We start from the raw sequence: 23,229 nt of genomic DNA, 5'->3' as shown, positions 1-23,229 counted from the left end.
CGTGATTCTACCTACTTTTGCCTCACATTAACCGAGCAAAGCACGACCATGGTGTCGCAAATGGTCTTCGATGAAGCTGGCGATAAAGAAGTAGCTGTGGTCGTAGCCAGGTTGCAGCCGCAGTTCCAACGGATGGTTAGCCGCCTTGGCCGCTTGCTGCAAGGCTTCAGGCTTGAGTTGCACGGCAAGGAAATCGTCGCGGTCACCTTGGTCCACCAGCAGTGGCAGCTTTTCCGCGGCTTCGCTGATCAGCACGCAGGCGTCCCACTCACGCCATTTCGAACGCTCTTCGCCCAGGTAGCGGGAAAAGGCCTTCTGACCCCATGGGCAGTCCATCGGGTTACTGATGGGCGAAAACGCCGACACCGACAGGTAACGCCCGGGATTGCGCAACGCACACACCAGTGCACCGTGGCCGCCCATGGAGTGACCGCTGATGCCACGTTTATCTGAAGCCGGGAAATGCGCTTCAACCAACGCAGGCAATTCCTTCACCACGTAGTCATGCATCCGATAGTGCTTGGCCCAGGGCTCCTGCGTGGCATTCAGATAGAAGCCGGCGCCAAGGCCAAAATCCCACGCGTTATCGGGATCACCCGGAACACCCGGCCCACGAGGGCTGGTGTCCGGCGCCACGATGATCAACCCCAGCTCGGCGGCCATGCGCTGCGCGCCGGCCTTCTGCATGAAGTTCTCATCAGTGCAGGTGAGACCGGACAGCCAGTACAACACCGGCAACTTGCCGCCCTGCTCCGCTTGCGGCGGCAGGTAGACGGCGAAGGTCATGTCGCAGCCGAGCACATCGGAGTGATGCTTGTAGCGTTTGTGCCAGCCGCCGAAGCTCTTCTGGCACGACAGGTTTTCCAGACTCATGGCCGACCTCAGAAGTGGATGACGGTACGAATGCTTTTGCCTTCATGCATCAGGTCAAACGCTTTGTTGATGTCTTCCAGGCCCATGGTATGGGTGATGAAGGTGTCCAGCGGGATCTCGCCGGTCTGGGCCATTTCCACGTAGCTTGGCAGCTCAGTACGACCGCGCACGCCACCGAAGGCCGAACCGCGCCAGACGCGACCGGTCACCAGTTGGAAGGGACGCGTGGCAATTTCCTGACCGGCACCGGCCACGCCGATGATCACCGACTCACCCCAACCTTTGTGGCAGCACTCGAGGGCAGCGCGCATCAGCTGAACGTTGCCGATGCATTCAAAAGAGAAGTCCACGCCGCCATCGGTCAGGTCGACAATCACGTCCTGGATCGGGCGGTCGTAGTCTTTCGGGTTGATGCAGTCAGTCGCACCCAGCTGCTTGGCGATTTCAAATTTGGCAGGGTTGATGTCGATGGCAATGATGCGCCCAGCCTTGGCCTTGACTGCACCGATGACGGCCGACAGGCCGATACCGCCGAGACCGAAGATGGCCACGGTGTCGCCCGGCTTGACCTTGGCAGTGTTGATCACTGCACCAATGCCGGTGGTGACGCCGCAACCCAACAGGCAGACTTTTTCCAGTGGCGCTTCTTTAGGAATCTTGGCCACGGAAATTTCCGGCAACACGGTGTATTCGGAGAAGGTCGAAGTGCCCATGTAGTGGAAAATTGGCTGGCCCTTGTAGGAAAACCGAGTGGTGCCATCCGGCATCAAGCCTTTGCCCTGAGTGGAGCGAATGGCCTGGCACAGGTTGGTCTTGCCCGACAGGCAGAATTTGCACTGGCCGCATTCCGGGGTGTACAGCGGGATCACATGATCGCCAACGGCGACCGAAGTCACGCCTTCGCCGATCGCTTCAACCACTGCACCGCCTTCATGGCCGAGGATCGACGGAAAGATACCTTCCGGGTCAGCGCCCGACAGCGTGTAAGCGTCGGTATGGCATACACCGGACGCGACCACGCGCAACAGCACCTCGCCAGCCTTGGGCATGGCGACATCCACTTCAACGATCTCAAGGGGCTTCTTGGCTTCGAAGGCTACGGCGGCGCGGGACTTGATCATCCGGGTTTCTCCAGGGAATTGAATACTGAGGCGGTGAGTGTAAAACATGGCTGATTGATTAATAATCCAAGCGAAAGCAAAACTTTATTGCTGTACAGGGATAATCACCGTGCTTGAAAACCGCTGGGAAGGCATTGATGAATTTGTCGCGGTGGCCGAATGCAGCCAATTCACTGCGGCAGCGGAACGCCTGGGCGTTTCTTCGTCGCATATCAGCCGGCAGGTGGCGCGCCTGGAAGAACGCCTGCAAACGCGGCTGCTGTATCGCAGCACGCGCAAGGTTACCTTGACGGAAGCCGGCCAGACCTTTCTGCAACATTGCCAACGTTTACAGGACGGTCGCGAAGAAGCCCTGCGTGCGGTGGGTGACCTCACCAGCGAACCCAAAGGCATGTTGCGCATGACCTGTGCCGTGGCCTACGGCGAGCGGTTTATCGTGCCGCTGGTAACGCGGTTCATGGGCCTCTACCCGCAGTTGCGCGTGGATATCGAGCTGAGCAACCGTCAACTGGACCTCGTGCACGAAGGCCTGGATCTGGCGATTCGCCTGGGGCGCTTACAGGATTCACGCATGGTCGCCAGCAGGCTGGCACCGAGGCGCATGTACCTGTGCGCGTCGCCGTCCTACCTGGCGCGGTATGGTCGGCCACATAGTTTGTCGGAGTTGAGCCGGCATAACTGCCTGATTGGTAGCTCGGATATCTGGCAACTGGCCCAGGACGGACGCGAGTTTTCCCAGCGGGTGCAGGGAAACTGGCGCTGCAACAGTGGGCAAGCGGTGCTGGATGCGGCGTTGCAGGGCGTCGGGTTGTGCCAGTTGCCGGATTATTACGTGCTGGAGCATTTGCACAGTGGCGCGCTGGTGTCGCTGCTGGAGGCGCATCAGCCGCCGAATACGGCGGTGTGGGCGCTGTATCCGCAGCAGCGGCACTTGTCGCCGAAGGTCAGGAAGTTGGTGGATTTTTTGAAGGTGGGGTTGGCTGAGAGGCCGGAGTACAGCCAGTAATTATTGGCTGTTTGTGCCGGCCTCTTCGCAGGCAAGCCAGCTCCCACCTTTAACCGCGTTTATCCTGTAGTAACGCGGTTAAAGGTGGGAGCTGGCTTGCTCGCGAAGGGGTCGACTCGGTGCAACTGACTACCGCCGATTCGCCCACCGCAACCTGAGCCACTCCAGATCCTCCGGCCGCGTCACCTTGATATTGTCCGACCGCCCTTCGATCAGCCGCGGCGCCTGGCCGGACCATTCCATGGCAGAAGCCTCATCAGTGATGACGGCGTCCGCCACCAGGCTGTCAGCCAAAGCACGATGCAGCGGACCCAGGCGGAACATCTGCGGCGTGTAGGCTTGCCAGATCAGGCTACGGTCGACGGTTTCGACGACACGCCCGTGCTTATCGACGCGCTTGAGGGTGTCGCGTGCCGGCACGGCCAGCAGACCGCCCACCGGGTCGTCCGCCAGTTCAGTCAGCAGTTTGTCGAGGTCATCGCGACTCAGGTTCGGCCGCGCCGCATCATGCACCAGTACCCAATCATCATCACTGGCCCCCAAAGCGTTCAGCTGCAACAGTGCGTTGAGCACCGACCCGGAACGTTCCGAACCGCCGTCCGCACGGTGAATGCGCGGGTCCATGGCACACGCCAAGTCAGGCCAATAAGGATCATCAGAAGCAAGGCTGACCACCAGGCCTTTAAGCGAGGGGTGGTCGAGAAAACAGCCAAGGCTGTGTTCGAGAATGGTGCGTCCGCCCAGTTGCAGGTATTGCTTGGGACGGTCCGCGGCCATGCGGGCACCAATGCCCGCGGCAGGAATCACGGCCCAGAAGGCCGGCAAGCTGTTGCTCATTGGGCCAACTGGTAGAGGGTTTCGCCCTCCTTGACCATGCCCAACTCATGACGAGCCCGCTCTTCAACGGTCTCGGTACCCTTTTTCAGCTCAAGCACTTCCGCATCAAGGACGCGGTTGCGCTCCAGCAGGACCTCGTTTTCGGCGTGCTGTGCAGCGATTTGCTCGGTCAGGTCTTTTACCTGCGCAAAGCTGCCATTACCGACCCATAGGCGGTACTGCAGGCCAGCCAGCAACAAGAGCAAGACGAGAAACAACCAATTGGGACTGCGCATCGAAATCCGGGTATCCAGTGAAAAAAGACAGCCATGCGAAACTTTTAAAGTAACTGATAGCACGAAGCCTGGAAAAACCAGGCTTGTGCTTGATAGCCATCAGATTAGCGTCGAAACCCACACTATCGTGAGTTTTCCGACGCAATCCGTCGACTTTTTACCATGCCTTACCATCAAGAGCGATCAGCCGCGAAACTCGCCGCGACCGTTGTACTTGGCTTTGCCGGCCAGTTGCTCTTCGATACGCAGCAATTGGTTGTACTTGGAAACGCGGTCGGAGCGGCACAGGGAACCGGTCTTGATCTGGCCAGCCGAAGTGCCCACGGCCAGGTCGGCAATGGTCGAATCTTCGGTTTCGCCGGAGCGGTGCGAGATCACGGCGGTGTAGCCCGCAGCCTTGGCCATCTGGATGGCTTCCAGGGTTTCGGTCAGGGTACCGATCTGGTTGAACTTGATCAGGATCGAGTTGGCGATCTTTTTATCGATGCCTTCTTTCAGGATCTTGGTGTTGGTGACGAACAGGTCGTCGCCCACCAGCTGGATTTTCTCGCCGATCTTGTCGGTGAGGATTTTCCAGCCATCCCAGTCGGACTCGTCCAGGCCGTCTTCGATCGAGATGATCGGGTAACGCTCGGTCAAGCCTTTGAGGTAGTCAGCAAAACCTTCGGAGTTGAACACTTGGCCTTCGCCGGACAGGTTGTATTTACCGTCCTCGTAGAACTCGCTGGCCGCGCAGTCCAGGGCCAGGGTCACGTCGGTGCCCAGCTTGTAGCCAGCGTTGGCTACGGCTTCGGAGATCACTTTGAGTGCATCTTCGTTGGACGCCAGGTTCGGTGCGAAACCACCTTCGTCACCCACCGCAGTGCTCAGGCCACGGGCCTTCAGCACAGCCTTGAGGTGATGGAAAATCTCGGTACCCATGCGCAGGCCTTCGGAGAAGGTCTTGGCGCCGACCGGCTGTACCATGAATTCCTGGATGTCGACGTTGTTATCGGCGTGCTCGCCACCGTTGATGATGTTCATCATCGGGACCGGCATCGAGTACACACCCGGGGTGCCGTTCAGGTTGGCAATGTGTGCGTACAGCGGCAGGTCCTGATCCTGGGCAGCAGCCTTGGCAGCAGCCAGGGACACGGCGAGGATGGCGTTGGCGCCCAGGCTGCCTTTGTTTTCGGTGCCGTCGAGCTTGATCATCGCGTGGTCCAGGGCTTTCTGGTCCAGCGGGTCTTTGCCCAGCAACAGGTCACGGATCGGGCCGTTGATGTTGGCTACAGCCTTGAGTACACCCTTGCCCAGGTAACGGCTCTTGTCGCCATCACGCAGTTCCAGCGCTTCGCGCGAACCGGTGGAAGCACCGGACGGCGCGCAGGCGCTGCCGATGATGCCGTTATCGAGAAGCACGTCGGCTTCGACGGTGGGGTTGCCACGGGAGTCGAGAACTTCACGACCTTTGATGTCGACGATTTTTGCCATTGTTGTAAACACTCCAAAGTTGACGAAAACGACGCAGCTGAAGGAAATCTTTTGACCGACCGCAAGGGTGGAACAACGGGGCAGGCTTGCAGGCGACATGGCTCAGGCCCGTAGGCCTGAGCGTAAAGCGTGGGAAAGTCTACCGGAGAAATGGCGCTTACGCGGTCTCTACCGTCGGAAAACTCTTGACCAGTTCGTCCAACTGCTTGAGCTGGGCCAGGAATGGCTCCAGTTTGTCCAGGCGCAGGGCGCACGGACCGTCGCATTTGGCGTTGTCCGGGTCCGGGTGGGCTTCGAGGAACAGCCCCGCCAAAGACTGGCTGATACCGGCCTTGGCCAGGTCCAGCACCTGGGCACGCCGCCCGCCCGCGGAATCGGCGCGACCACCGGGCATTTGCAGCGCGTGGGTCACGTCGAAGAACACCGGGTATTCGAACTGTTTCATGATGCCGAAACCGAGCATGTCCACCACGAGGTTGTTATAGCCGAAGCTCGAACCGCGCTCGCAGAGGATCAACTGGTCGTTACCCGCTTCCACGCACTTGTTCAGGATGTGTTTCATCTCCTGGGGCGCGAGGAACTGGGCTTTCTTGATATTGATCACAGCGCCGGTCTTGGCCATCGCGACGACCAGGTCGGTCTGGCGCGACAGGAAGGCCGGCAACTGGATGATGTCGCACACCTCGGCGACCACGGCAGCCTGTTCAGGCTCGTGGACGTCGGTGATGATCGGCACGCCGAAGGCTTGCTTGATGTCCTGGAAGATCCGCATGCCTTCTTCAAGGCCCGGGCCGCGATAGGAGGTCACGGACGAACGGTTGGCCTTGTCGAAGCTGGCCTTGAACACGTAAGGGATACCCAGTTTCTGGGTCACCTTCACGTACGCTTCACAGACCTGCATCGCCATGTCGCGGCTTTCCAGCACGTTCATGCCGCCAAACAGCACCATGGGCTTGTCGTTGGCAATCTCGATGTCGCCTACGCGAATGATCTTCTGGGCCATCAGGGTTACGCCTTCTTCTGATGTTGCGTCAGTGCTGCTTTAACGAAACCGCTGAACAACGGGTGACCGTCGCGCGGCGTCGAGGTGAACTCCGGGTGGAACTGGCACGCCACGAACCATGGATGATCCGGTGCCTCGACCACTTCAACCAGCGCGCCATCACCGGAGCGACCGGAAATTTTCAGGCCGGCCTCTTTGATTTGTGGCAGCAGGTTGTTGTTCACTTCGTAGCGGTGACGGTGACGCTCGACGATCACGTCCTTGCCGTAGCAATCGTGGACCAGCGAACCCGGCTCCAGCAGGCAATCCTGCGCGCCAAGGCGCATGGTGCCGCCCAGGTCGGAGGCTTCGGTACGGGTCTCGACGGCACCGGTGGCATCTTCCCACTCGGTGATCAGGCCCACGACCGGGTGACCGCTCTTGCTGTCGAACTCGGTGGAGTTGGCGTCTTTCCAGCCCAGCACGTTACGGGCGAACTCGATAACGGCCACTTGCATGCCCAGGCAGATACCCAGGTATGGCACCTTGTTTTCACGAGCGTATTGCACGGCAGTGATCTTGCCTTCCACGCCACGCAGGCCGAAACCGCCGGGTACGAGGATCGCGTCGACACCTTCAAGCAGCGCGGTGCCTTGGTTCTCGATGTCTTCGGAGTCGATGTAGCGCAGGTTGACCTTGGTACGGTTGCTGATGCCCGCGTGACTCATCGCTTCGATCAGCGACTTGTAGGCGTCCAGCAGTTCCATGTACTTGCCGACCATGGCGATGGTGACTTCGTGCTCAGGGTTGAGCTTGGCGTCGACCACGGCTTCCCACTCGGACAGGTCCGCGCCGTTGCATTGCAGGCCGAAACGCTCGACCACAAAATCGTCCAGGCCTTGCGAGTGCAGGATGCCCGGGATCTTGTAGATGGTGTCGGCGTCTTCCAGCGCGATCACCGCACGTTCTTCAACGTTGGTGAATTGCGCGATCTTGCGACGCGAGGAAATGTCGATCGGGTGATCGGAGCGGCACACCAGCACATCCGGCTGCAGGCCGATGGAACGCAGTTCCTTGACCGAGTGCTGGGTAGGCTTGGTTTTGGTTTCGCCGGCGGTGGCGATGTACGGCACCAGGGTCAGGTGCATCAGCATCGCACGCTTGGCGCCGACTTCGAAACGCAGCTGGCGGATGGCTTCGAGGAACGGTTGGGACTCGATGTCACCGACGGTGCCACCAATCTCGACCATCGCCACGTCGGCATCGCCTGCACCCTTGATGATGCGGCGCTTGATTTCGTCGGTGATGTGCGGGATCACCTGGATGGTTGCACCCAGGTAGTCACCACGGCGCTCCTTGCGCAGCACGTGTTCGTAGACACGGCCGGTGGTGAAGTTGTTGTTCTGGGTCATGGTCGTGCGGATGAACCGCTCGTAGTGGCCCAGGTCCAGGTCGGTCTCGGCGCCGTCGTGAGTGACGAACACTTCACCGTGCTGGAACGGGCTCATGGTGCCCGGGTCGACGTTGATGTACGGGTCCAGCTTGAGCATGGTGACCTTAAGTCCCCGCGCCTCCAGGATGGCCGCCAATGAAGCGGAGGCAATGCCTTTCCCCAATGAAGAAACAACACCGCCCGTGACGAATATGTAGCGCGTCATGAAAAACCCTAGAAGTCTGCGTTAAAGCGGTCCGAGCCGCCGGGGAGAGCGAAGAGAGGCCGAAGCCCCCGATCACCTGCATTAATCACAGTGCACCTTTCAAAAAAACCGCCGCGTGATGACAGACCGGCACTGAAACACCAGTACGTTGATCGCTACACATTTTTTGGAATCGCCCAGCAAAGACTGCTTGGTAATCGGCAACTGCTGCGATTCAGGCGAATCCACAGAAGTTGTATCAAGAAGGGAGCGTAGTCTACCGGAAAGGCGCTATCAGCTCAAACCTTGATCGCAGGTCTGTGGCATCCAATCTAATTGCCAGTCGCACGGCCCTGTGTTCCACAGTCCCGCCAGGCTAGGCCCCCCCAGCAATTGCTCACCCTGATACAGCAGCGGCAATCTGCCACGGACGAAGCTCGGAAGCCCACTTTCATTAAGCAGGCGCTTCAGGTCCCGCCGCCCGCGACGTGGCACGTCGATGATTTCGCCGCCATGACGGTAGCGAACCTCCAGCGGACCTTCAGGCGCCTTGCCAGTGAGTTTCAGCCGGCCATTGCCGGGTAACTCTAGTGGATTTTGCGGATCGGGCCAGCTCAGCGATGCGTCGGAAAAATCCGACCATGTGGAGGGCAGCCACCACAGGCGTTCGCCGCTACGGTGCAACTCACCGTCGGCCAGGCACCATAGGGGCTGTGCGTCGCCTTTGGCATCGCGCAGGGAATGCCAACTGGCCCAGTGCTCGCTGGCGGGTAGACGGGTCAGTGGGGCCAGCCAATGACGCAGGGCGTTACGCTGGCGGGCGTCAGAAAGTTCGCGCAGCGGCGCAAGGGCCAAGGATGGCAGGTGCAGCCAGGGAAAAGGTGCAGGCTGGTCGGCGGCTTGCAGGTCCATTTGCGCCAATTCATCGAGCAGGCCCTGGGCTTCACTCAGGTGCTCGGCAGTGCGGGCAAGGCGGATGACAGCTTGAGGCCAGCGTTTTGTGAGCGTTGGGAACACGTGATGGCGCAGGTAATTGCGTGAGAACCGCGGGTCGGCGTTGGACGGGTCTTCGATCCATTTGAGCTGATGCTCGTGGGCGTAGGCTTCCAACTCCCCCTTCGCTACATCCAATAAAGGCCGAACCAGATAACCAGCCGCCAACGGGCGCTGTGCAGGCATTGCCGACAGCCCGCGCACGCCTGCGCCACGCAACAGGCGGAATAACAGGGTTTCGGCCTGATCATCGCGATGCTGGCCTGTCAGCAGCACCTCCCCTGCTCCGATCACCTCGGTGAACGCCTGGTAACGCGCGTCACGGGCAGCCCGCTCAAGACTGGCGCCGGGTTGTACTCGCACGCGCATGACGCGCAGGGGGATGCCCAAGCTGTCGCATATCGACTGGCAATGGCTTGGCCAGGCGTCGGCGGCGGCTTGCAGGCCATGGTGGACATGGATTGCGCCGAGGGGTGGGAGCGTTTCGGTTTCTGGCAGGGAGGCCAGGAGATGGAGCAGGACGGTGGAATCCAGTCCGCCAGAGAAAGCGATATGCCAGGCCGGGGCATTTTGCCACGGACTCAGGGCTTGCAGCAGTTTGGCGGTCAGCGTTCGTTTCATCACACATTGTCGCCGCATACTTGGAACACGATAGACCAGCATACACAAAGCAAATGTGGGAGCGGGCTTGCTCGCGAAAGCGTGGTGTCAGTCACTGAATATATTGACTGATTCACCGCTTTCGCGAGCAAGCCCGCTCCCACACTAGTACAGCATTGTCTGCCAGATCAGTATTTGATCAGAGACCGTAGCTCATCAAACGCTCATAACGACGGGCCAACAGCGCTTCGTTATCCAGCTTCTTAAGCATCGCCAGTTGCGAACCCAGCTCGGCACGAATAGTCGCGGCAGCAGCCGCCGGATCACGGTGGGCGCCGCCCAATGGCTCGGCAATCACTTTGTCGACAATGCCCAGGCCCTTGAGGCGATCAGCAGTGATACCCATCGCTTCAGCGGCGTCCGGCGCTTTTTCGGCGGTTTTCCACAGAATCGAAGCGCAACCTTCCGGCGAGATCACCGCGTAGGTCGAGTATTGCAGCATGTTCAGCTGATCGCACACGCCAATGGCCAGTGCACCACCGGACCCACCTTCACCAATCACGGTAGCGATGATCGGGGTTTTCAGGCGCGACATGACGCGCAGGTTCCAGGCGATTGCTTCGCTCTGGTTGCGCTCTTCAGCGTCGATACCCGGGTAGGCGCCCGGCGTGTCGATGAAGGTCAGGATCGGCATCTTGAAGCGCTCGGCCATTTCCATCAGGCGGCACGCCTTGCGGTAGCCTTCCGGACGCGGCATGCCGAAGTTGCGGCGCACTTTCTCGCGCACTTCACGGCCTTTCTGGTGACCGATCACCATCACCGGCTGGTCGTCCAGGCGAGCGATACCGCCCACGATGGCCGCGTCGTCGGAGAAGTGGCGATCGCCGTGCAGCTCGTCGAACTCGGTGAAGATGTGCTGAATGTAGTCCAGGGTGTACGGACGGCGCGGGTGGCGGGCCAGGCGCGCGATCTGCCAACTGGTCAACTTGCCGAAGATGTCTTCGGTGAGCGTACTGCTCTTGTCTTGCAGGCGAGCGATTTCATCGCCGATATTCAGCGAATTGTCATTGCCGACCAGGCGCAGCTCTTCGATCTTGGCTTGCAGGTCAGCGATCGGCTGTTCGAAATCAAGAAAATTCGGGTTCATAAGCGTCCGTCTTGGGTCGACGGCCAAGGAGTGCCTGGCCAGCCGGTTGTCTATTCGCGCCCTACCTTAAGGGAGAGGCGCGTCTAGGTCGAGATTAAATGTTTCGCCGAGATCGGGCTAAATATTAATGCCTGACCGTCAACGGTATTGGAGAAAGACGTTGTCACGGCCGAACTGGTCACGCAATGCTTGAATCAAGCCATCAGCAGGATCAATTCGCCAGGTCTCGCCAAACTGCAACATGGCCTTGGCGTCATTGCCGGTGTACTCCATGGTCACCGGGCACGCGCCACGGTGGCGTTTGAGCAGGTCGCCCAACCAGCGTAGCTGATCGCCCTTGAGCGCTTCGGTTTTCACCTTCAAGCGCAGGCTCTCGGCCAAATTGGTGCGCGCATCTTCCATGCTCATCACGCGTTTGATGCGCAGGCGCAGGCCGCCGGAGAAGTCATCGTTACTGACCTCCCCTTCCACCACCACCATGGCGTCAGTCTGCAGCAGCGACTGCGCGGAGTGGAACGCATCGGCAAACAGCGACGCTTCGATGCGGCCCGAGCGGTCGTCGAGGGTGATAAAGCCCATCTTGTCGCCCTTTTTGTTTTTCATCACCCGCAGGGCGATGATCATGCCGGCGACGGTCTGCGTATCCCGCGCCGGTTTCAGGTCGATGATGCGCTGGCGGGCGAACCGCCGGATTTCACCTTCGTATTCATCAATCGGGTGACCGGTCAGGTACAGGCCCAAGGTGTCTTTCTCACCCTTGAGGCGCTCCTTCAGGGTCAGGTCCTTGGCCTTGCGGTGGTTGGCGTACACATCCGCGTCTTCCTCGACGAACAATCCGCCAAACAGGTCGGCGTGGCCACTGTCGTGGGTGCGCGCGGTCTGTTCGGCAGCCTTGATCGCCTCTTCCATCGCGGTGAGCAACACGGCGCGGTTACGGTCGATATTTGCCTGGTAAGCCTTCGGCTCATCATGGAAATACGGACCGAGACGGTCGAGCGCACCACTGCGGATCAAGCCATCGAGGGTTCGCTTGTTGATGCGCTTGAGGTCAACCCGTGCGCAGAAGTCGAACAGGTCCTTGAAAGGGCCGTCCTGGCGCGCTTCGGTGATGGCTTCCACCGGACCTTCGCCCACGCCTTTGATCGCGCCCAGGCCATAAATGATGCGGCCTTCGTCGTTCACCGTGAACTTGAACTCCGAGGCGTTCACGTCCGGTGCGTCGAGGCGCAGTTTCATGGTGCGCACTTCCTCGATCAAGGTCACGACCTTGTCGGTGTTGTGCATATCCGCCGACAGTACCGCAGCCATGAACGGCGCCGGGTAGTGAGCCTTCAGCCAGGCGGTCTGGTACGACACCAGGCCGTAGGCAGCGGAGTGGGATTTGTTAAAGCCGTAACCGGCGAATTTCTCTACCAGGTCGAAAATGTTACCGGCCAGGTCAGCGTCAATATTGTTGGTGGCGCAACCTTCAATGAAACCGCCGCGCTGCTTGGCCATTTCCTCGGGTTTCTTCTTACCCATGGCGCGACGCAGCATGTCCGCACCACCGAGGGTGTAACCGGCCATCACCTGGGCGATCTGCATCACCTGTTCCTGATACAGGATGATGCCGTAGGTCGGCGCCAATACCGGCTTGAGGCCTTCGTATTGGTAGTCGGAGTGCGGGTATGCCAGCTCGGCGCGACCGTGCTTACGGTTGATGAAGTCGTCCACCATGCCCGATTGCAGCGGGCCCGGACGGAACAGCGCCACCAGTGCGATCAAGTCTTCCAGGCAGTCGGGCTTGAGCTTTTTGATCAGCTCTTTCATACCGCGCGACTCAAGCTGGAACACCGCCGTGGTTTCGGCCTTTTGCAGCAACTGGTAGGTCGGCTTGTCGTCCAACGGGATAAACGCAATATCCAGCGGCTCTTCGTTGACCTTGGCACGCTCACGGTTGATCGTCTTGAGCGCCCAATCGATGATCGTCAGCGTGCGCAGGCCGAGGAAGTCGAACTTCACCAGGCCGGCCGCCTCCACGTCGTCCTTGTCGAACTGGGTGACCAGGCCGCCGCCTTCTTCATCGCAATAGATCGGCGAAAAGTCGGTGAGCTTTGTAGGCGCGATAACCACACCACCGGCGTGTTTACCGACGTTACGCACCACGCCTTCGAGCTTGCGCGCCATGTCCCAGATTTCGGCGGCTTCTTCATCGATTTTGATGAAGTCACGCAGGATCTCTTCCTGCTCGTAGGCCTTTTCCAGGGTCATGCCGACTTCAAACGGAATCATCTTCGACAGGCGATCAGCCAGGCCGTAGGACTTGCCCTGCACCCGCGCAACGTCGCGGATTACCGCTTTCGCGGCCATGGAACCGAAGGTGATGATCTGGCTTACCGCGTTACGGCCGTATTTCTCAGCCACGTATTCAATGACGCGGTCGCGCCCGTCCATGCAGAAGTCGACGTCGAAGTCGGGCATGGAAACCCGTTCCGGGTTCAGGAACCGTTCGAACAGCAGGTCATATTCCAGCGGGTCGAGATCGGTAATCTTCTGTACGTAAGCAACCAGCGAGCCAGCACCCGACCCCCGGCCCGGGCCTACCGGCACGCCGTTGCTTTTGGCCCACTGGATAAAGTCCATTACGATCAGGAAGTAACCGGGGAACCCCATCTGGATGATGATATCCAGTTCGAAATTCAGCCGGTCGACATAGACCTGGCGCTTGGCGTCGTAATCCTCAGTGGTGTCCTTGGGCAACAGCACGCTGAGGCGCTCTTCCAAGCCGTCGAACGACACTTTGCGGAAGTACTCATCGATGGTCATGCCATCGGGAATCGGGAAGTTGGGCAGGAAGTGCTTGCCCAGCTTCACTTCAATGTTGCAACGCTTGGCAATTTCGACAGAGTTTTCCAGGGCCTCGGGCAGGTCGCTGAACAGCTCGGCCATCTCGTCGGCACTTTTGAGGTATTGCTCCTCGCTGTAGTTCTTCGAGCGACGCGGGTCATCCAGGGCCCGGCCTTCGCCGATGCACACGCGAGTTTCGTGGGCTTCGAAATCTTCTTTCTTGATAAAGCGCACATCGTTGGTCGCGACCAACGGCGCGCCCAGCTTGTCGGCCAGGGCCACAGCGGCGTGCAGGTGCTCTTCGTCGTTGGGGCGGTTGGTGCGCTGGACTTCCAGGTAGAAACGGTCGGGGAAAACCTGCATCCACTCGCGGGCCAGCCCTTCAGCCTCTTGAGGATTGCCGCCGAGTAGCGCAAGACCGATCTCACCCTCTTTAGCGGCCGACAGCATGATCAGCCCTTCGCTGGCCTCGGCGACCCACTCGCGCTCGATGATGATCGAGCCGTTGCGCTGGCCGTCGATAAAGCCACGGGAAATCAGTTCGGTGAGGTTGCGATAACCCACGCCGTTCATCGCCAGCAGACTGATACGGCTAAGGGCGTTATCCGGATCTTTGTTGGACAACCACAGGTCGGCGCCGCAGATCGGCTTGATGCCGGCGCCCATGGCGTTTTTATAGAATTTGACCAGGGAACACATGTTGTTCTGATCGGTAACCGCCACGGCAGGCATGTTCATGCCCACCAGGGTTTTGACCAGCGGTTTGATCCGTACCAGGCCGTCAACCAGGGAGTATTCAGTGTGCAGGCGCAGGTGAACGAATGAAGCCGGCATAGTGATCCTGTCTTAAACGTAGAAACAACAAGGCCCGGGATTGTACCGGGCCTTGGCAAAAACATCAGCCTCGCGACTACACCTCGCTGAGACTCTCGCGCAGCTCATAAGCCTGGCGTACGGGGGCGAACGAGCGGCGGTGGATCGGCGTCGGGCCGAGGCGAGCCAGGGCTTCCAGATGAACGGGCGTCGGGTAGCCTTTATGGCCGCCGATCCCGTAGCCGGGGTAGATCAATTCGAAAGCAGCCATTTCACGATCGCGGCTGACCTTAGCCAGGATTGAAGCTGCCGCAATCGCAGGCACCTTGCTATCGCCCTTCACCACCGCTTCCGCCGGCATGGCCAATTTTGGGCAGCGGTTGCCGTCGATCATGGCCATTTTTGGCGTGATGTGCAGGCCTTCTACTGCACGCTGCATGGCAAGCATGGTGGCGTGGAGGATGTTCAACGCGTCGATTTCCTCGACTTCGGCCCGAGCAATATGCCAGCTGAGGGCCTTCTCAATAATCTCGTCGTAGAGCTTTTCGCGCCGCGCTTCGGTGAGTTTTTTCGAGTCGTTGAGGCCGAGAATCGGGCGGCTCGGGTCGAGAATCACCGCCGCCGTGACGACAGCGCCGCACAGAGGCCCGCGCCCGACTTCGTCAACACCGGCCACCAGTTCGTGGGCTTCGGCAACCAGGCTGAAATCCAGGCCCATTTGCTTGATCATAAAGTTTCCTGTTTCTTGCCGATCAAGGTCAACACGGCGTCCGCCGCCTGGTTCGAGGCATCACGGCGCAAGGTGCGGTGAATGTCGTCAAAACCGCGTGTCTGCTCTTCGCCGCCGTCGATCAAGGGTAGTAGAGTTTGCGCCAAGGCCTCAGGCGTTGCATCGTCCTGCAACAACTCCGGCACCAACAGGCGCTGGGCCAGCAGGTTGGGCAGGGAGATGTAAGGGCTTTTGACCATGCGCTTGAGAATCCAGAAGGTCAGCGGCGCCAGGCGATAGGCCACGACCATCGGACGCTTGTACAGCAAGGCCTCCAGGGTGGCCGTACCCGAGGCGATCAGCACCGCATCACAGGCCGCCAGGGCCAGGTGCGATTGGCCGTCGAGCAAGGTCACCGGCAGGTTGCGACCGTCCAGCAGGGTTTCGATCTGCGCACGACGCTGCGGGCTCGCGCAGGGCAGCACGAAACGTACGCCTGGCTTCAACGCTTGCAGGCGCTCGGCAGCATCGAAGAACACCGCAGCCAGGCGGCCGACTTCGCCGCCACGGCTGCCCGGCATCAACGCCACCAGCGGACCGTCAGGCAAGCCCAACTCGGCACGCGCGGCTGCGCGGTCAGCCTGCAAAGGGATGGTGTCGGCCAGGGTGTGCCCGACAAACCGCACCGGCACGCCCTTTTCTTCGTAGAACCTGGCTTCGAACGGTAGCAGGGTCAGCATCAAGTCACAGCCTTCGCGGATCTTCAATACGCGCTTCTGGCGCCATGCCCACACGGAGGGGCTGACGTAGTGCACGGTCTTGATCCCGGCCTGACGCAACTTGAGTTCGATATTAAGGGTGAAGTCCGGTGCGTCGATCCCGATGAAAACATCGGGCTTCTCTTCGATCAGGGTCTGGATCAGCAGCTTGCGGCGAGCCAACAGCTCACGCAGACGGCCCAGCACTTCCACCAACCCCATGACCGATAGCCGCTCCATGGGGAAGTAGGACGTGAGCCCTTCGGCCTGCATCAGCGGGCCGCCGACCCCAATAAATTCCACCGCAGGGTGCTGGGCCTTGAGGGCCCGCATAAGACCTGCGCCCAGAATGTCACCGGAAGCTTCTCCGGCCACCAGCGCAATACGCAGATTAGCCATGATCAGCGGGTAATGCCGCGAGTCGACGCCTGGATCGAGTCACGGAACACCGCGACTTCCGGGAACAACGCCGACGGCTCGGCCAATTGGGTCAACGCCTGGTCCACCGTAAGCCCCTGGCGATAAACCACCTTGTAGGCACGGCGCAGGGCGTGGATGGCCTCTTCGCTGAAACCACGACGGCGCATGCCTTCGAAGTTCATGCTGCGGGCTTCGGCCGGGTTACCGAATACTGTGACGAACGCCGGAACATCCTTGCCGATGGCGGTACCCATGCCGGAAAAGCTGTGGGCGCCGATATGGCAGTACTGATGCACCAGGGTGAATCCGGAGAGGATCGCCCAATCGTCGACGTGCACATGGCCGGCCAACGCGGTGTTGTTGACCAGAATGCAGTGGTTGCCGATGACGCTGTCGTGGCCGATGTGCGCGTAGGCCATGACCAGGTTGTGATCACCCAGGGTGGTCTCGGCCCGATCTTGCACGGTGCCACGGTGAATGGTCACGCCTTCACGAATGATGTTGTGATCACCGATTACCAGGCGTGTTTCTTCACCCTTGTACTTCATGTCCGGGGTGTCTTCGCCTACCGAGGAAAACTGGTAGATACGATTGTGCTTGCCAATACGGGTCGGACCTTTAAGGATCACGTGCGGCCCGATGACAGTCCCCTCGCCGATTTCCACACCTGCGCCGATGATCGACCAGGGGCCGACCTCAACGTCGGCGGCCAGTACGGCCGACGGATCGATGATTGCGCGAGGGTCAATCAAACTCATAGTTTGCGTTCCGCACAGATGATTTCGGCGGAGCACACAGGTTTGCCGTCCACCGAAGCCTGGCATTCGAACTTCCAGATCTGGCGTTTGCAGCTGATGAACTTGGCTTCCAGGATCAACTGGTCACCCGGGGTGACCGGGTTGCGGAAACGCAACTTATCGGAGCCCACGAAATAGTAGAGCGTGCCGTCGGCAGGCTTGAGGTCGAGCATTTTGAAACCAAGGATACCGGCAGCCTGGGCCATCGCTTCGATGATCAACACGCCCGGCATGATTGGATGCGCGGGAAAGTGACCGTTGAAGAACGGTTCGTTGATGCTGACATTCTTGTAGGCACGAATGCGCTTTTCCTCGACGTTGAGGTCCACTACGCGGTCCACCAGCAGGAACGGGTAACGGTGAGGCAGGTATTCGCGAATCTCGTTGATGTCCATCATTTCGGGGGGAAGCCTGTAATAAAGATTGGGGGCGGGCGAACTAAAAGCACGCCCCGCTAGCAAATCAAGGAGGCAGTCTAGCGGCTGTGCACACTTGATATGGAAATGGTATCAGCCTTCTGATGAAGCATTACCGCCAGGGGTCACGTCCCCAACACGCTTTTCCAGCTGTTTGAGACGTCGAGCCATGTCGTCGAGCTGCCTCAACCGTGCTGCGCTCTTGCGCCATTCAGCTGCAGGCTGCATGGCGGTACCGGATGAGTAGGCCCCTGGCTCGGTAATCGAGTGGGTAACCATGGTCATGCCGGTGATGAAGACGTTGTCGCAAATATCGATATGCCCCACCAGCCCTACGCCACCGGCGAGCATGCAATGCTTGCCGATCCTGGTGCTGCCGGAAATACCCACACACGCCGCCATGGCGGTGTGATCACCAATCTGCACGTTGTGGGCGATCTGAATCTGGTTGTCGAGCTTCACGCCGTTGCCGATCACGGTATCGGCCAGGGCCCCGCGATCAACAGCCGTGTTGACGCCAATTTCCACGTCGTCGCCGATCAATACGCCGCCGACCTGGGCAATCTTGTTCCAGATGCCCTTGGCGTTGGCGAAGCCGAAGCCTTCCCCCCCGATCACCGCACCCGATTGGATGACCACACGCTCACCGATACGCACATCGTGGTACAGGGTTACGCGCGGTGCGAGCCAACCGTCAGCGCCAATCTCGCAGCGCGCACCGATAAAGCAATGAGCACCAACGGTCACACCTGCCGCAATGCGCGCACCGCTCTCGATCACCGCAAAGGCGCCAATGCTGGCCGCAGGATCAACCTGGGCATCATCGGCGATGACCGCAGACGGATGAATACCGGCTGCGGCCTTGGGTTTCGGATCGAACAGGTGCGACACCCGGGCATAAGCCAGGTACGGGTCGGCCACCACCAGCGAATCCCCGGCAAACCCTTCGGCGTCAGCAGCTTTCAGCAACACGGCGGCGGCTTGGCTGTCGACCAGGTATTTACGGTATTGAGGGTTTGCGAGGAAGCTCAACTGAGCTGGGCCAGCCTCCTGCAAGGTGGCTAGCCCAGTGATTTCTTTCTCCGGGGAGCCATTTAAGGTGGCCCCCAGGAACTCGGCCAACTCGCCGAGCTTGATAGTCGCGGTCATGGCTTACTTCAGCTGGTTCATGCGCTCGATCACCTGGCGGGTGATGTCGTATTGAGGCTTGACGTCGATAACCGCGCCACGCTCGAACACCAGGTCAAAGGCACCTTTCTTGATGACTTCTTCAACGGCGCTGTCGAGTTTCGGCTTCAGCTGTTTAAGCATTTCACGGTCAGCAACCGCTTTGGCTTCGTTCAGCTCTTTGGACTGGAACTGGTAGTCACGGGCCTTTTGCTTGAATTCAAGCTCCAGACGCTCGCGCTCGCCTTGCTGCATCTTGTCGCCACCGGCTACCAGACGATCCTGGATGCCCTTGGCGCTGCTTTCCAGCGTCTTGAGTTTGGTCAGTTGCGGACCGAATTTTTTCTCGGCATCCACGGCATAACGCTTGGCCGCATCGGATTCCAGCAGGGCCATCTGATAGTTCAGCACGGCAATTTTCATTTCGGCAAAGGCCGGGGTCGCTACCAGCACGGTTGCCAGCAGAACCAATTGAGTCAACTTACGCACGATGCACTCCTACAGAATCCGTTGTCGTTATCTTGGGTCAGACGCTTAGAACGTCTGGCCGAGGGAGAATTGGAAAATCTGGGTTTCAGCGTTATCCGGTTTCTTGATCGGCATGGCCAGAGCAAAGCTCAATGGGCCAAGCGCAGTTACCCAAGTCACACCCACACCCACGGAGCTTGCCAGGTTGCTCAGGCTCACGTCGTTGCACTGGGTGTCGGACTTCACGCCACTCGGGTTACGGATCTGCTCGCACTTGGAGTCGAACACGTTACCCACGTCCCAGAATACAGAGGTACGCAGGGAACGCTGATCTTTTACGAACGGCAGCGGGAACAGGATTTCCGCACCACCTTGGATCAACACGTTACCACCGAACGGCAGCGGGTCGTTGTCGGAGTCAGCCACAGTGCCTTGGTTACCGGTTACGCCAACACCACGGCTTGGGGTACCACGTGGGCCCAAGGTGCTGTCTTTGAAACCACGTACGGAGTTGAAGCCACCCGCGTAGTAGTTCTCGTAGAACGGTAGACCGTTGGTGGAGCCATAACCATCGCCATAACCCAATTCAGTGTGCAGGCGCATGGTGTAGTTGTCGCTCAACGGCGTGAACAGTTGGCCACGGTAGTCAAGCTTGAAGAACGACAGGTCGCTGCCCGGCGTGGTGGTTTCCAGGGTCAAGCTCTGGGAGTGACCACGGGTCGCCAGTACACCTTTGTTCAGGGTCGACTCGGACCAGCCGGCAGACGCCTTGAAGTTCAGGAACTTGTCACCTTCACGACGGGTGAAGTCAAAGATCTCATCCACGGTGTAGACACCGGTCTTGATCTCATCTTGTTGCGCAGTCAGGCCAAAGGTCAGGCGCGACGTCTCGCTGATCGGGTAACCAACGTTGACACCGGCACCGAGGCTGTCGATTGCATAGCTTGCAACGTCAACGTCGAGGTCTTTGTAGTCGGTGGTGCGGTAGAAGGCGTTGTAGCCCAGGCTCACACCATCAGCAGTCCAGTAGGGGTCGGTATAACCGAAGTTATATCGGCTCTGGTATTCGCTTCGGGTCAGGCCGATAGACACGCGGTTACCGGTACCCAGGAAGTTGTTCTGGGTGATGGAGCCACCAAGGATCAGACCGGCACTTTGTGCGAAGCCGACACTGGCGGTGATCGAGCCCGAGGCTTGTTCTTCCACGGCGTAGTTCACGTCAACCTGGTCATCCACACCCGGTACGGCCGGGGTTTCGACGTTGACTTCCTTGAAAAAGCCCAGGCGCTCAAGACGGGTCTTGGACTGGTCGATCAGGTAAGTCGACGCCCAGCCACCTTCCATCTGACGCATTTCACGACGCAGTACTTCGTCCGCCGACTTGGTGTTGCCACGGAAGTTGATGCGGTTCACGTAGGCACGCTTGCCGGGATCGACGACGAATGTGATGTCCACGGTGTGGTCATCATCATGCGGGGTCGGCACGCCGTTGACGTTGGCGAAGGTATAGCCTTCGTTACCCAGGCGGCGAGTGATCAGTTCTGACGTGGTGGTCATCAGCTTGCGCGAGAACACCTGGTCTTTCTGCACCAGCAGCAGCGCCTTGACCTGGTCTTCAGGCACTTTCAGGTCGCCGCTCAGCTTAACGTCACGAACCTTGTACTTCTCGCCTTCGTTGACGTTGACTGTGATGTAGACGTGTTTCTTGTCCGGGGTGATGGACACCTGGGTCGAGGCGATATCCATGTTGATATAGCCACGGTCCAGGTAGTAGGAGCGCAGGCGTTCCAGGTCACCAGACAGTTTTTCGCGGGCGTACTTGTCATCGTTCTTGAAGAACGACAGCCAGTTGGTGGTCTTGAGTTCGAACAGGTCGATCAGGTCTTCATCAGCGAACTTGGTATTACCCACCACGTTGATGTGCTGGATCGCCGCCACGGTGCCTTCGTTGATGTTGACCTTGAGGCCCACACGGTTGCGCGGCTGCGGCACCACTTCCGTTTCCACGGTCGCGGAGTAGCGGCCCTGGGCAACGTACTGGCGTTGCAGTTCGTTACGCACACCTTCAAGGGTGGCGCGTTGGAAGATCTCGCCTTCGGCCAGGCCGGATTGCTTCAGACCTTTCATCAAGTCTTCAGTAGAGATCGCCTTGTTGCCTTCGATCTCGATACTGGCGACGGAAGGTCGCTCGACAACGGTGATGACCAGGACGTTGCCTTCACGCCCCAGTTGGATGTCTTGAAAGAAACCGGTTTTGAACAGCGCACGAGTGGACTCCACCAGGCGACGGTCATCAGCCTGTTCACCGACGTTCAACGGTAATGCACCAAAGACGCTACCGGCGGAAACCCGCTGGAGGCCGTTGACGCGAATATCGGAGATGGTGAAGGACTCGGCGTGAACTTCGGCGATCATCAATACGGTGAGAACCGCAGTTAGCAGCAGACGTTTCATGAAGTCCTTTCTTATTCCAACTGGCAATAAACAAACTGCCGCAAAATGCGGCAGATTCGCAATTCAGCGAAGCGTTACAGTCGACCCAGATCGTTGACCAAGGCTAATAACATCACCCCGACCACCAAACTGATACCGATCTGTATCCCCCAACCCTGCACCCGATCCGACAAGGGGCGACCACGCACCCACTCGACCAGATAAAACAACAGATGCCCCCCATCCAATACTGGAATGGGCAACAAATTCAGAACACCCAGGCTAATACTCAGATAAGCCAGGAAATTCAGGAAATCCGCGACACCCGACTGGGCAGAAGCGCCCGCCACTTTAGCAATGGTTATCGGTCCACTCAAGTTTTTTACCGAGAGCTCGCCGAACAACATTTTCTTGAGGGATTCCAGGGTCAGCACGCTCATGGTCCAAGTGCGTTTTGCACCCTCGCCAATTGCTGCCAACGGCCCGAAGCTGACCTCACGCACCATCGACGGCGGCCATTCGACACCTTTGACCCCGGCACCGAGGTAACCCCCGGCCGCCTTGGCTTCCCCGCGAACCGACAAGGTCACTGGGACGTCGATTTGAGCACCGTCGCGCTCAACTTTCAGCAGAATTTTAGTATCAGGACGTACACGAACCAGGTCGACCACCTGCTGCCAGTCGCCCAGCGCCTGTCCATCGAGGGCCAACAGCCGATCGCCGGTTTTCAGGCCAGCGGCCTGGGCCGGACCTTTCGGATCGAGCTCCGCCAGGACCGGCGGCAAGGCCGGACGCCATGGACGTATGCCCAGGGACTTGATCGGATCAGGTTCATCAGCGCCCTTGAGCCAGTGGTCGAGGGTCAGATCACGCGGGGTTTCGGTAGTCGAGTCCTGTTCACGCACCACCACATTGACGATGCCGCTTTCGCCCAGGCGGCGCACCAACTGCAGATTGACCGCGCCCCAACCTGTGGTGGGCTCGCCATCAATGGAAACAATTTCCTGCCCGGCAACCAGGCCGGCCTTGGCGGCAATACTGTCCGACTCGACCGCTCCGATGACCGGACGCACCTGCTGGCTGCCCAGCATGGCCAGGACCCAGAAGAACACCATCGCCAACAGGAAGTTGGCGATCGGGCCAGCGGCAACAATGGCGATACGCTGACGAACGGTCTTGCGATTGAAGGATTGGTCCAATTGATCTGCAGGCACTTCGCCTTCGCGCTCATCGAGCATCTTGACGTAGCCACCCAGCGGGATGGCCGCAATCACGAATTCGGTGCCTTGGCGGTCATGCCAGCGCAACAGCGGCATGCCGAAACCGACGGAAAAGCGCAGTACCTTGACGCCGCAACGACGCGCGACCCAGAAATGGCCGAATTCGTGGAAGGTAACCAGCACACCCAGAGCAACCAGGGTGCCGACGATCATGTAAAGCGCACTCATCTAATTTCTCCGCATTCCAATCCAGCGCCT

19 protein-coding genes are annotated in these 23,229 nt (G+C 59.3%); 1 reads left to right on the top strand and 18 read right to left on the bottom strand.

Annotation, left to right across the window (positions count from 1 at the left end):
- Positions 1 to 27: 27 nt before the first annotated feature.
- Both fghA and JBO08_RS02960 read right to left on the bottom strand, forming a co-directional pair.
- Positions 28 to 873: an S-formylglutathione hydrolase gene (fghA, locus tag JBO08_RS02965; RefSeq protein ID WP_065880065.1), complete on the bottom strand. Its 846-nt coding sequence runs from the start codon at positions 871 to 873 to the stop codon at positions 28 to 30.
- Between the two features lie 8 nt (positions 874 to 881).
- The gene (locus JBO08_RS02960) at positions 882 to 1,994 is read right to left on the bottom strand and encodes an S-(hydroxymethyl)glutathione dehydrogenase/class III alcohol dehydrogenase (protein WP_065880066.1); all 1,113 of its coding nucleotides are present in this window, start codon (positions 1,992 to 1,994) and stop codon (positions 882 to 884) included.
- Positions 1,995 to 2,103: 109 nt separating this feature from the next.
- On the opposite strand from JBO08_RS02960, the gene JBO08_RS02955 reads away from it, so the two are divergent.
- Complete coding sequence (locus tag JBO08_RS02955) at positions 2,104 to 3,000, top strand: LysR substrate-binding domain-containing protein (protein ID WP_065880067.1); 897 nt, start codon at positions 2,104 to 2,106, stop codon at positions 2,998 to 3,000.
- A 129-nt stretch (positions 3,001 to 3,129) separates the two neighbouring features.
- On the opposite strand, the gene ispD is transcribed toward JBO08_RS02955, so the two are convergent.
- The 16 genes from ispD to rseP form a co-directional block, all read right to left on the bottom strand.
- Positions 3,130 to 3,837 carry a 2-C-methyl-D-erythritol 4-phosphate cytidylyltransferase gene (ispD, locus tag JBO08_RS02950; RefSeq protein WP_065890107.1) on the bottom strand — a complete coding sequence of 236 codons (708 nt, stop codon included), beginning with the start codon at positions 3,835 to 3,837 and terminating at the stop codon, positions 3,130 to 3,132.
- The gene (gene ftsB / locus JBO08_RS02945) at positions 3,834 to 4,112 is read right to left on the bottom strand and encodes a cell division protein FtsB (RefSeq protein WP_049709653.1); all 279 of its coding nucleotides are present in this window, start codon (positions 4,110 to 4,112) and stop codon (positions 3,834 to 3,836) included. Before ftsB ends, ispD begins: the two co-directional genes overlap by 4 nt.
- 183 nt (positions 4,113 to 4,295) lie before the next feature.
- Positions 4,296 to 5,585: a phosphopyruvate hydratase gene (gene eno, locus JBO08_RS02940; RefSeq protein WP_065880069.1), complete on the bottom strand. Its 1,290-nt coding sequence runs from the start codon at positions 5,583 to 5,585 to the stop codon at positions 4,296 to 4,298.
- A gap of 157 nt (positions 5,586 to 5,742) precedes the next feature.
- Positions 5,743 to 6,588: a 3-deoxy-8-phosphooctulonate synthase gene (gene kdsA / locus JBO08_RS02935; RefSeq protein WP_065880070.1), complete on the bottom strand. Its 846-nt coding sequence runs from the start codon at positions 6,586 to 6,588 to the stop codon at positions 5,743 to 5,745.
- A gap of 5 nt (positions 6,589 to 6,593) precedes the next feature.
- Positions 6,594 to 8,225, bottom strand: coding sequence for a CTP synthase (locus JBO08_RS02930; protein ID WP_010212443.1), 1,632 nt, complete (start codon positions 8,223 to 8,225; stop codon positions 6,594 to 6,596).
- A gap of 273 nt (positions 8,226 to 8,498) precedes the next feature.
- Positions 8,499 to 9,818 (bottom strand): tRNA lysidine(34) synthetase TilS, encoded by a 1,320-nt coding sequence (gene tilS, locus JBO08_RS02925; RefSeq protein WP_065872436.1) that lies wholly within the window; start codon positions 9,816 to 9,818, stop codon positions 8,499 to 8,501.
- A gap of 178 nt (positions 9,819 to 9,996) precedes the next feature.
- The gene (locus JBO08_RS02920) at positions 9,997 to 10,944 is read right to left on the bottom strand and encodes an acetyl-CoA carboxylase carboxyltransferase subunit alpha (RefSeq protein ID WP_003172288.1); all 948 of its coding nucleotides are present in this window, start codon (positions 10,942 to 10,944) and stop codon (positions 9,997 to 9,999) included.
- A 138-nt stretch (positions 10,945 to 11,082) separates the two neighbouring features.
- Positions 11,083 to 14,604 carry a DNA polymerase III subunit alpha gene (dnaE, locus tag JBO08_RS02915; protein ID WP_065872437.1) on the bottom strand — a complete coding sequence of 1,174 codons (3,522 nt, stop codon included), beginning with the start codon at positions 14,602 to 14,604 and terminating at the stop codon, positions 11,083 to 11,085.
- Positions 14,605 to 14,680: 76 nt separating this feature from the next.
- Complete coding sequence (gene rnhB, locus JBO08_RS02910) at positions 14,681 to 15,313, bottom strand: ribonuclease HII (RefSeq protein WP_065872438.1); 633 nt, start codon at positions 15,311 to 15,313, stop codon at positions 14,681 to 14,683.
- Positions 15,310 to 16,449 carry a lipid-A-disaccharide synthase gene (gene lpxB, locus JBO08_RS02905; protein ID WP_065890111.1) on the bottom strand — a complete coding sequence of 380 codons (1,140 nt, stop codon included), beginning with the start codon at positions 16,447 to 16,449 and terminating at the stop codon, positions 15,310 to 15,312. The genes rnhB and lpxB overlap by 4 nt, the downstream gene beginning before the upstream one ends.
- A 2-nt stretch (positions 16,450 to 16,451) precedes the next feature.
- Positions 16,452 to 17,228, bottom strand: coding sequence for an acyl-ACP--UDP-N-acetylglucosamine O-acyltransferase (lpxA, locus tag JBO08_RS02900; protein WP_065872440.1), 777 nt, complete (start codon positions 17,226 to 17,228; stop codon positions 16,452 to 16,454).
- Positions 17,225 to 17,665, bottom strand: a complete 441-nt coding sequence (gene fabZ / locus JBO08_RS02895) for a 3-hydroxyacyl-ACP dehydratase FabZ (RefSeq protein ID WP_003172281.1) — start codon at positions 17,663 to 17,665, stop codon at positions 17,225 to 17,227. The genes lpxA and fabZ overlap by 4 nt, the downstream gene beginning before the upstream one ends.
- Positions 17,666 to 17,776: 111 nt before the next feature.
- Positions 17,777 to 18,832 carry a UDP-3-O-(3-hydroxymyristoyl)glucosamine N-acyltransferase gene (lpxD, locus tag JBO08_RS02890; protein ID WP_065872441.1) on the bottom strand — a complete coding sequence of 352 codons (1,056 nt, stop codon included), beginning with the start codon at positions 18,830 to 18,832 and terminating at the stop codon, positions 17,777 to 17,779.
- Between the two features lie 3 nt (positions 18,833 to 18,835).
- The gene (locus JBO08_RS02885; RefSeq protein ID WP_033902788.1) at positions 18,836 to 19,339 is read right to left on the bottom strand and encodes an OmpH family outer membrane protein; all 504 of its coding nucleotides are present in this window, start codon (positions 19,337 to 19,339) and stop codon (positions 18,836 to 18,838) included.
- Positions 19,340 to 19,384: 45 nt separating this feature from the next.
- Positions 19,385 to 21,772 (bottom strand): outer membrane protein assembly factor BamA, encoded by a 2,388-nt coding sequence (bamA, locus tag JBO08_RS02880; protein WP_049709662.1) that lies wholly within the window; start codon positions 21,770 to 21,772, stop codon positions 19,385 to 19,387.
- 74 nt (positions 21,773 to 21,846) lie between these two features.
- Positions 21,847 to 23,199: a sigma E protease regulator RseP gene (gene rseP / locus JBO08_RS02875; protein WP_065872442.1), complete on the bottom strand. Its 1,353-nt coding sequence runs from the start codon at positions 23,197 to 23,199 to the stop codon at positions 21,847 to 21,849.
- Between the last annotated feature and the right edge of the window lie 30 nt (positions 23,200 to 23,229).

It is taken from the genome of Pseudomonas sp. LAP_36 (assembly GCF_019456785.1).
Taxonomy (GTDB): domain Bacteria; phylum Pseudomonadota; class Gammaproteobacteria; order Pseudomonadales; family Pseudomonadaceae; genus Aquipseudomonas; species Aquipseudomonas tritici.
Note: the sequence above shows the minus strand (reverse complement) of the source record. Positions and strands in the feature narration are given on the sequence as shown.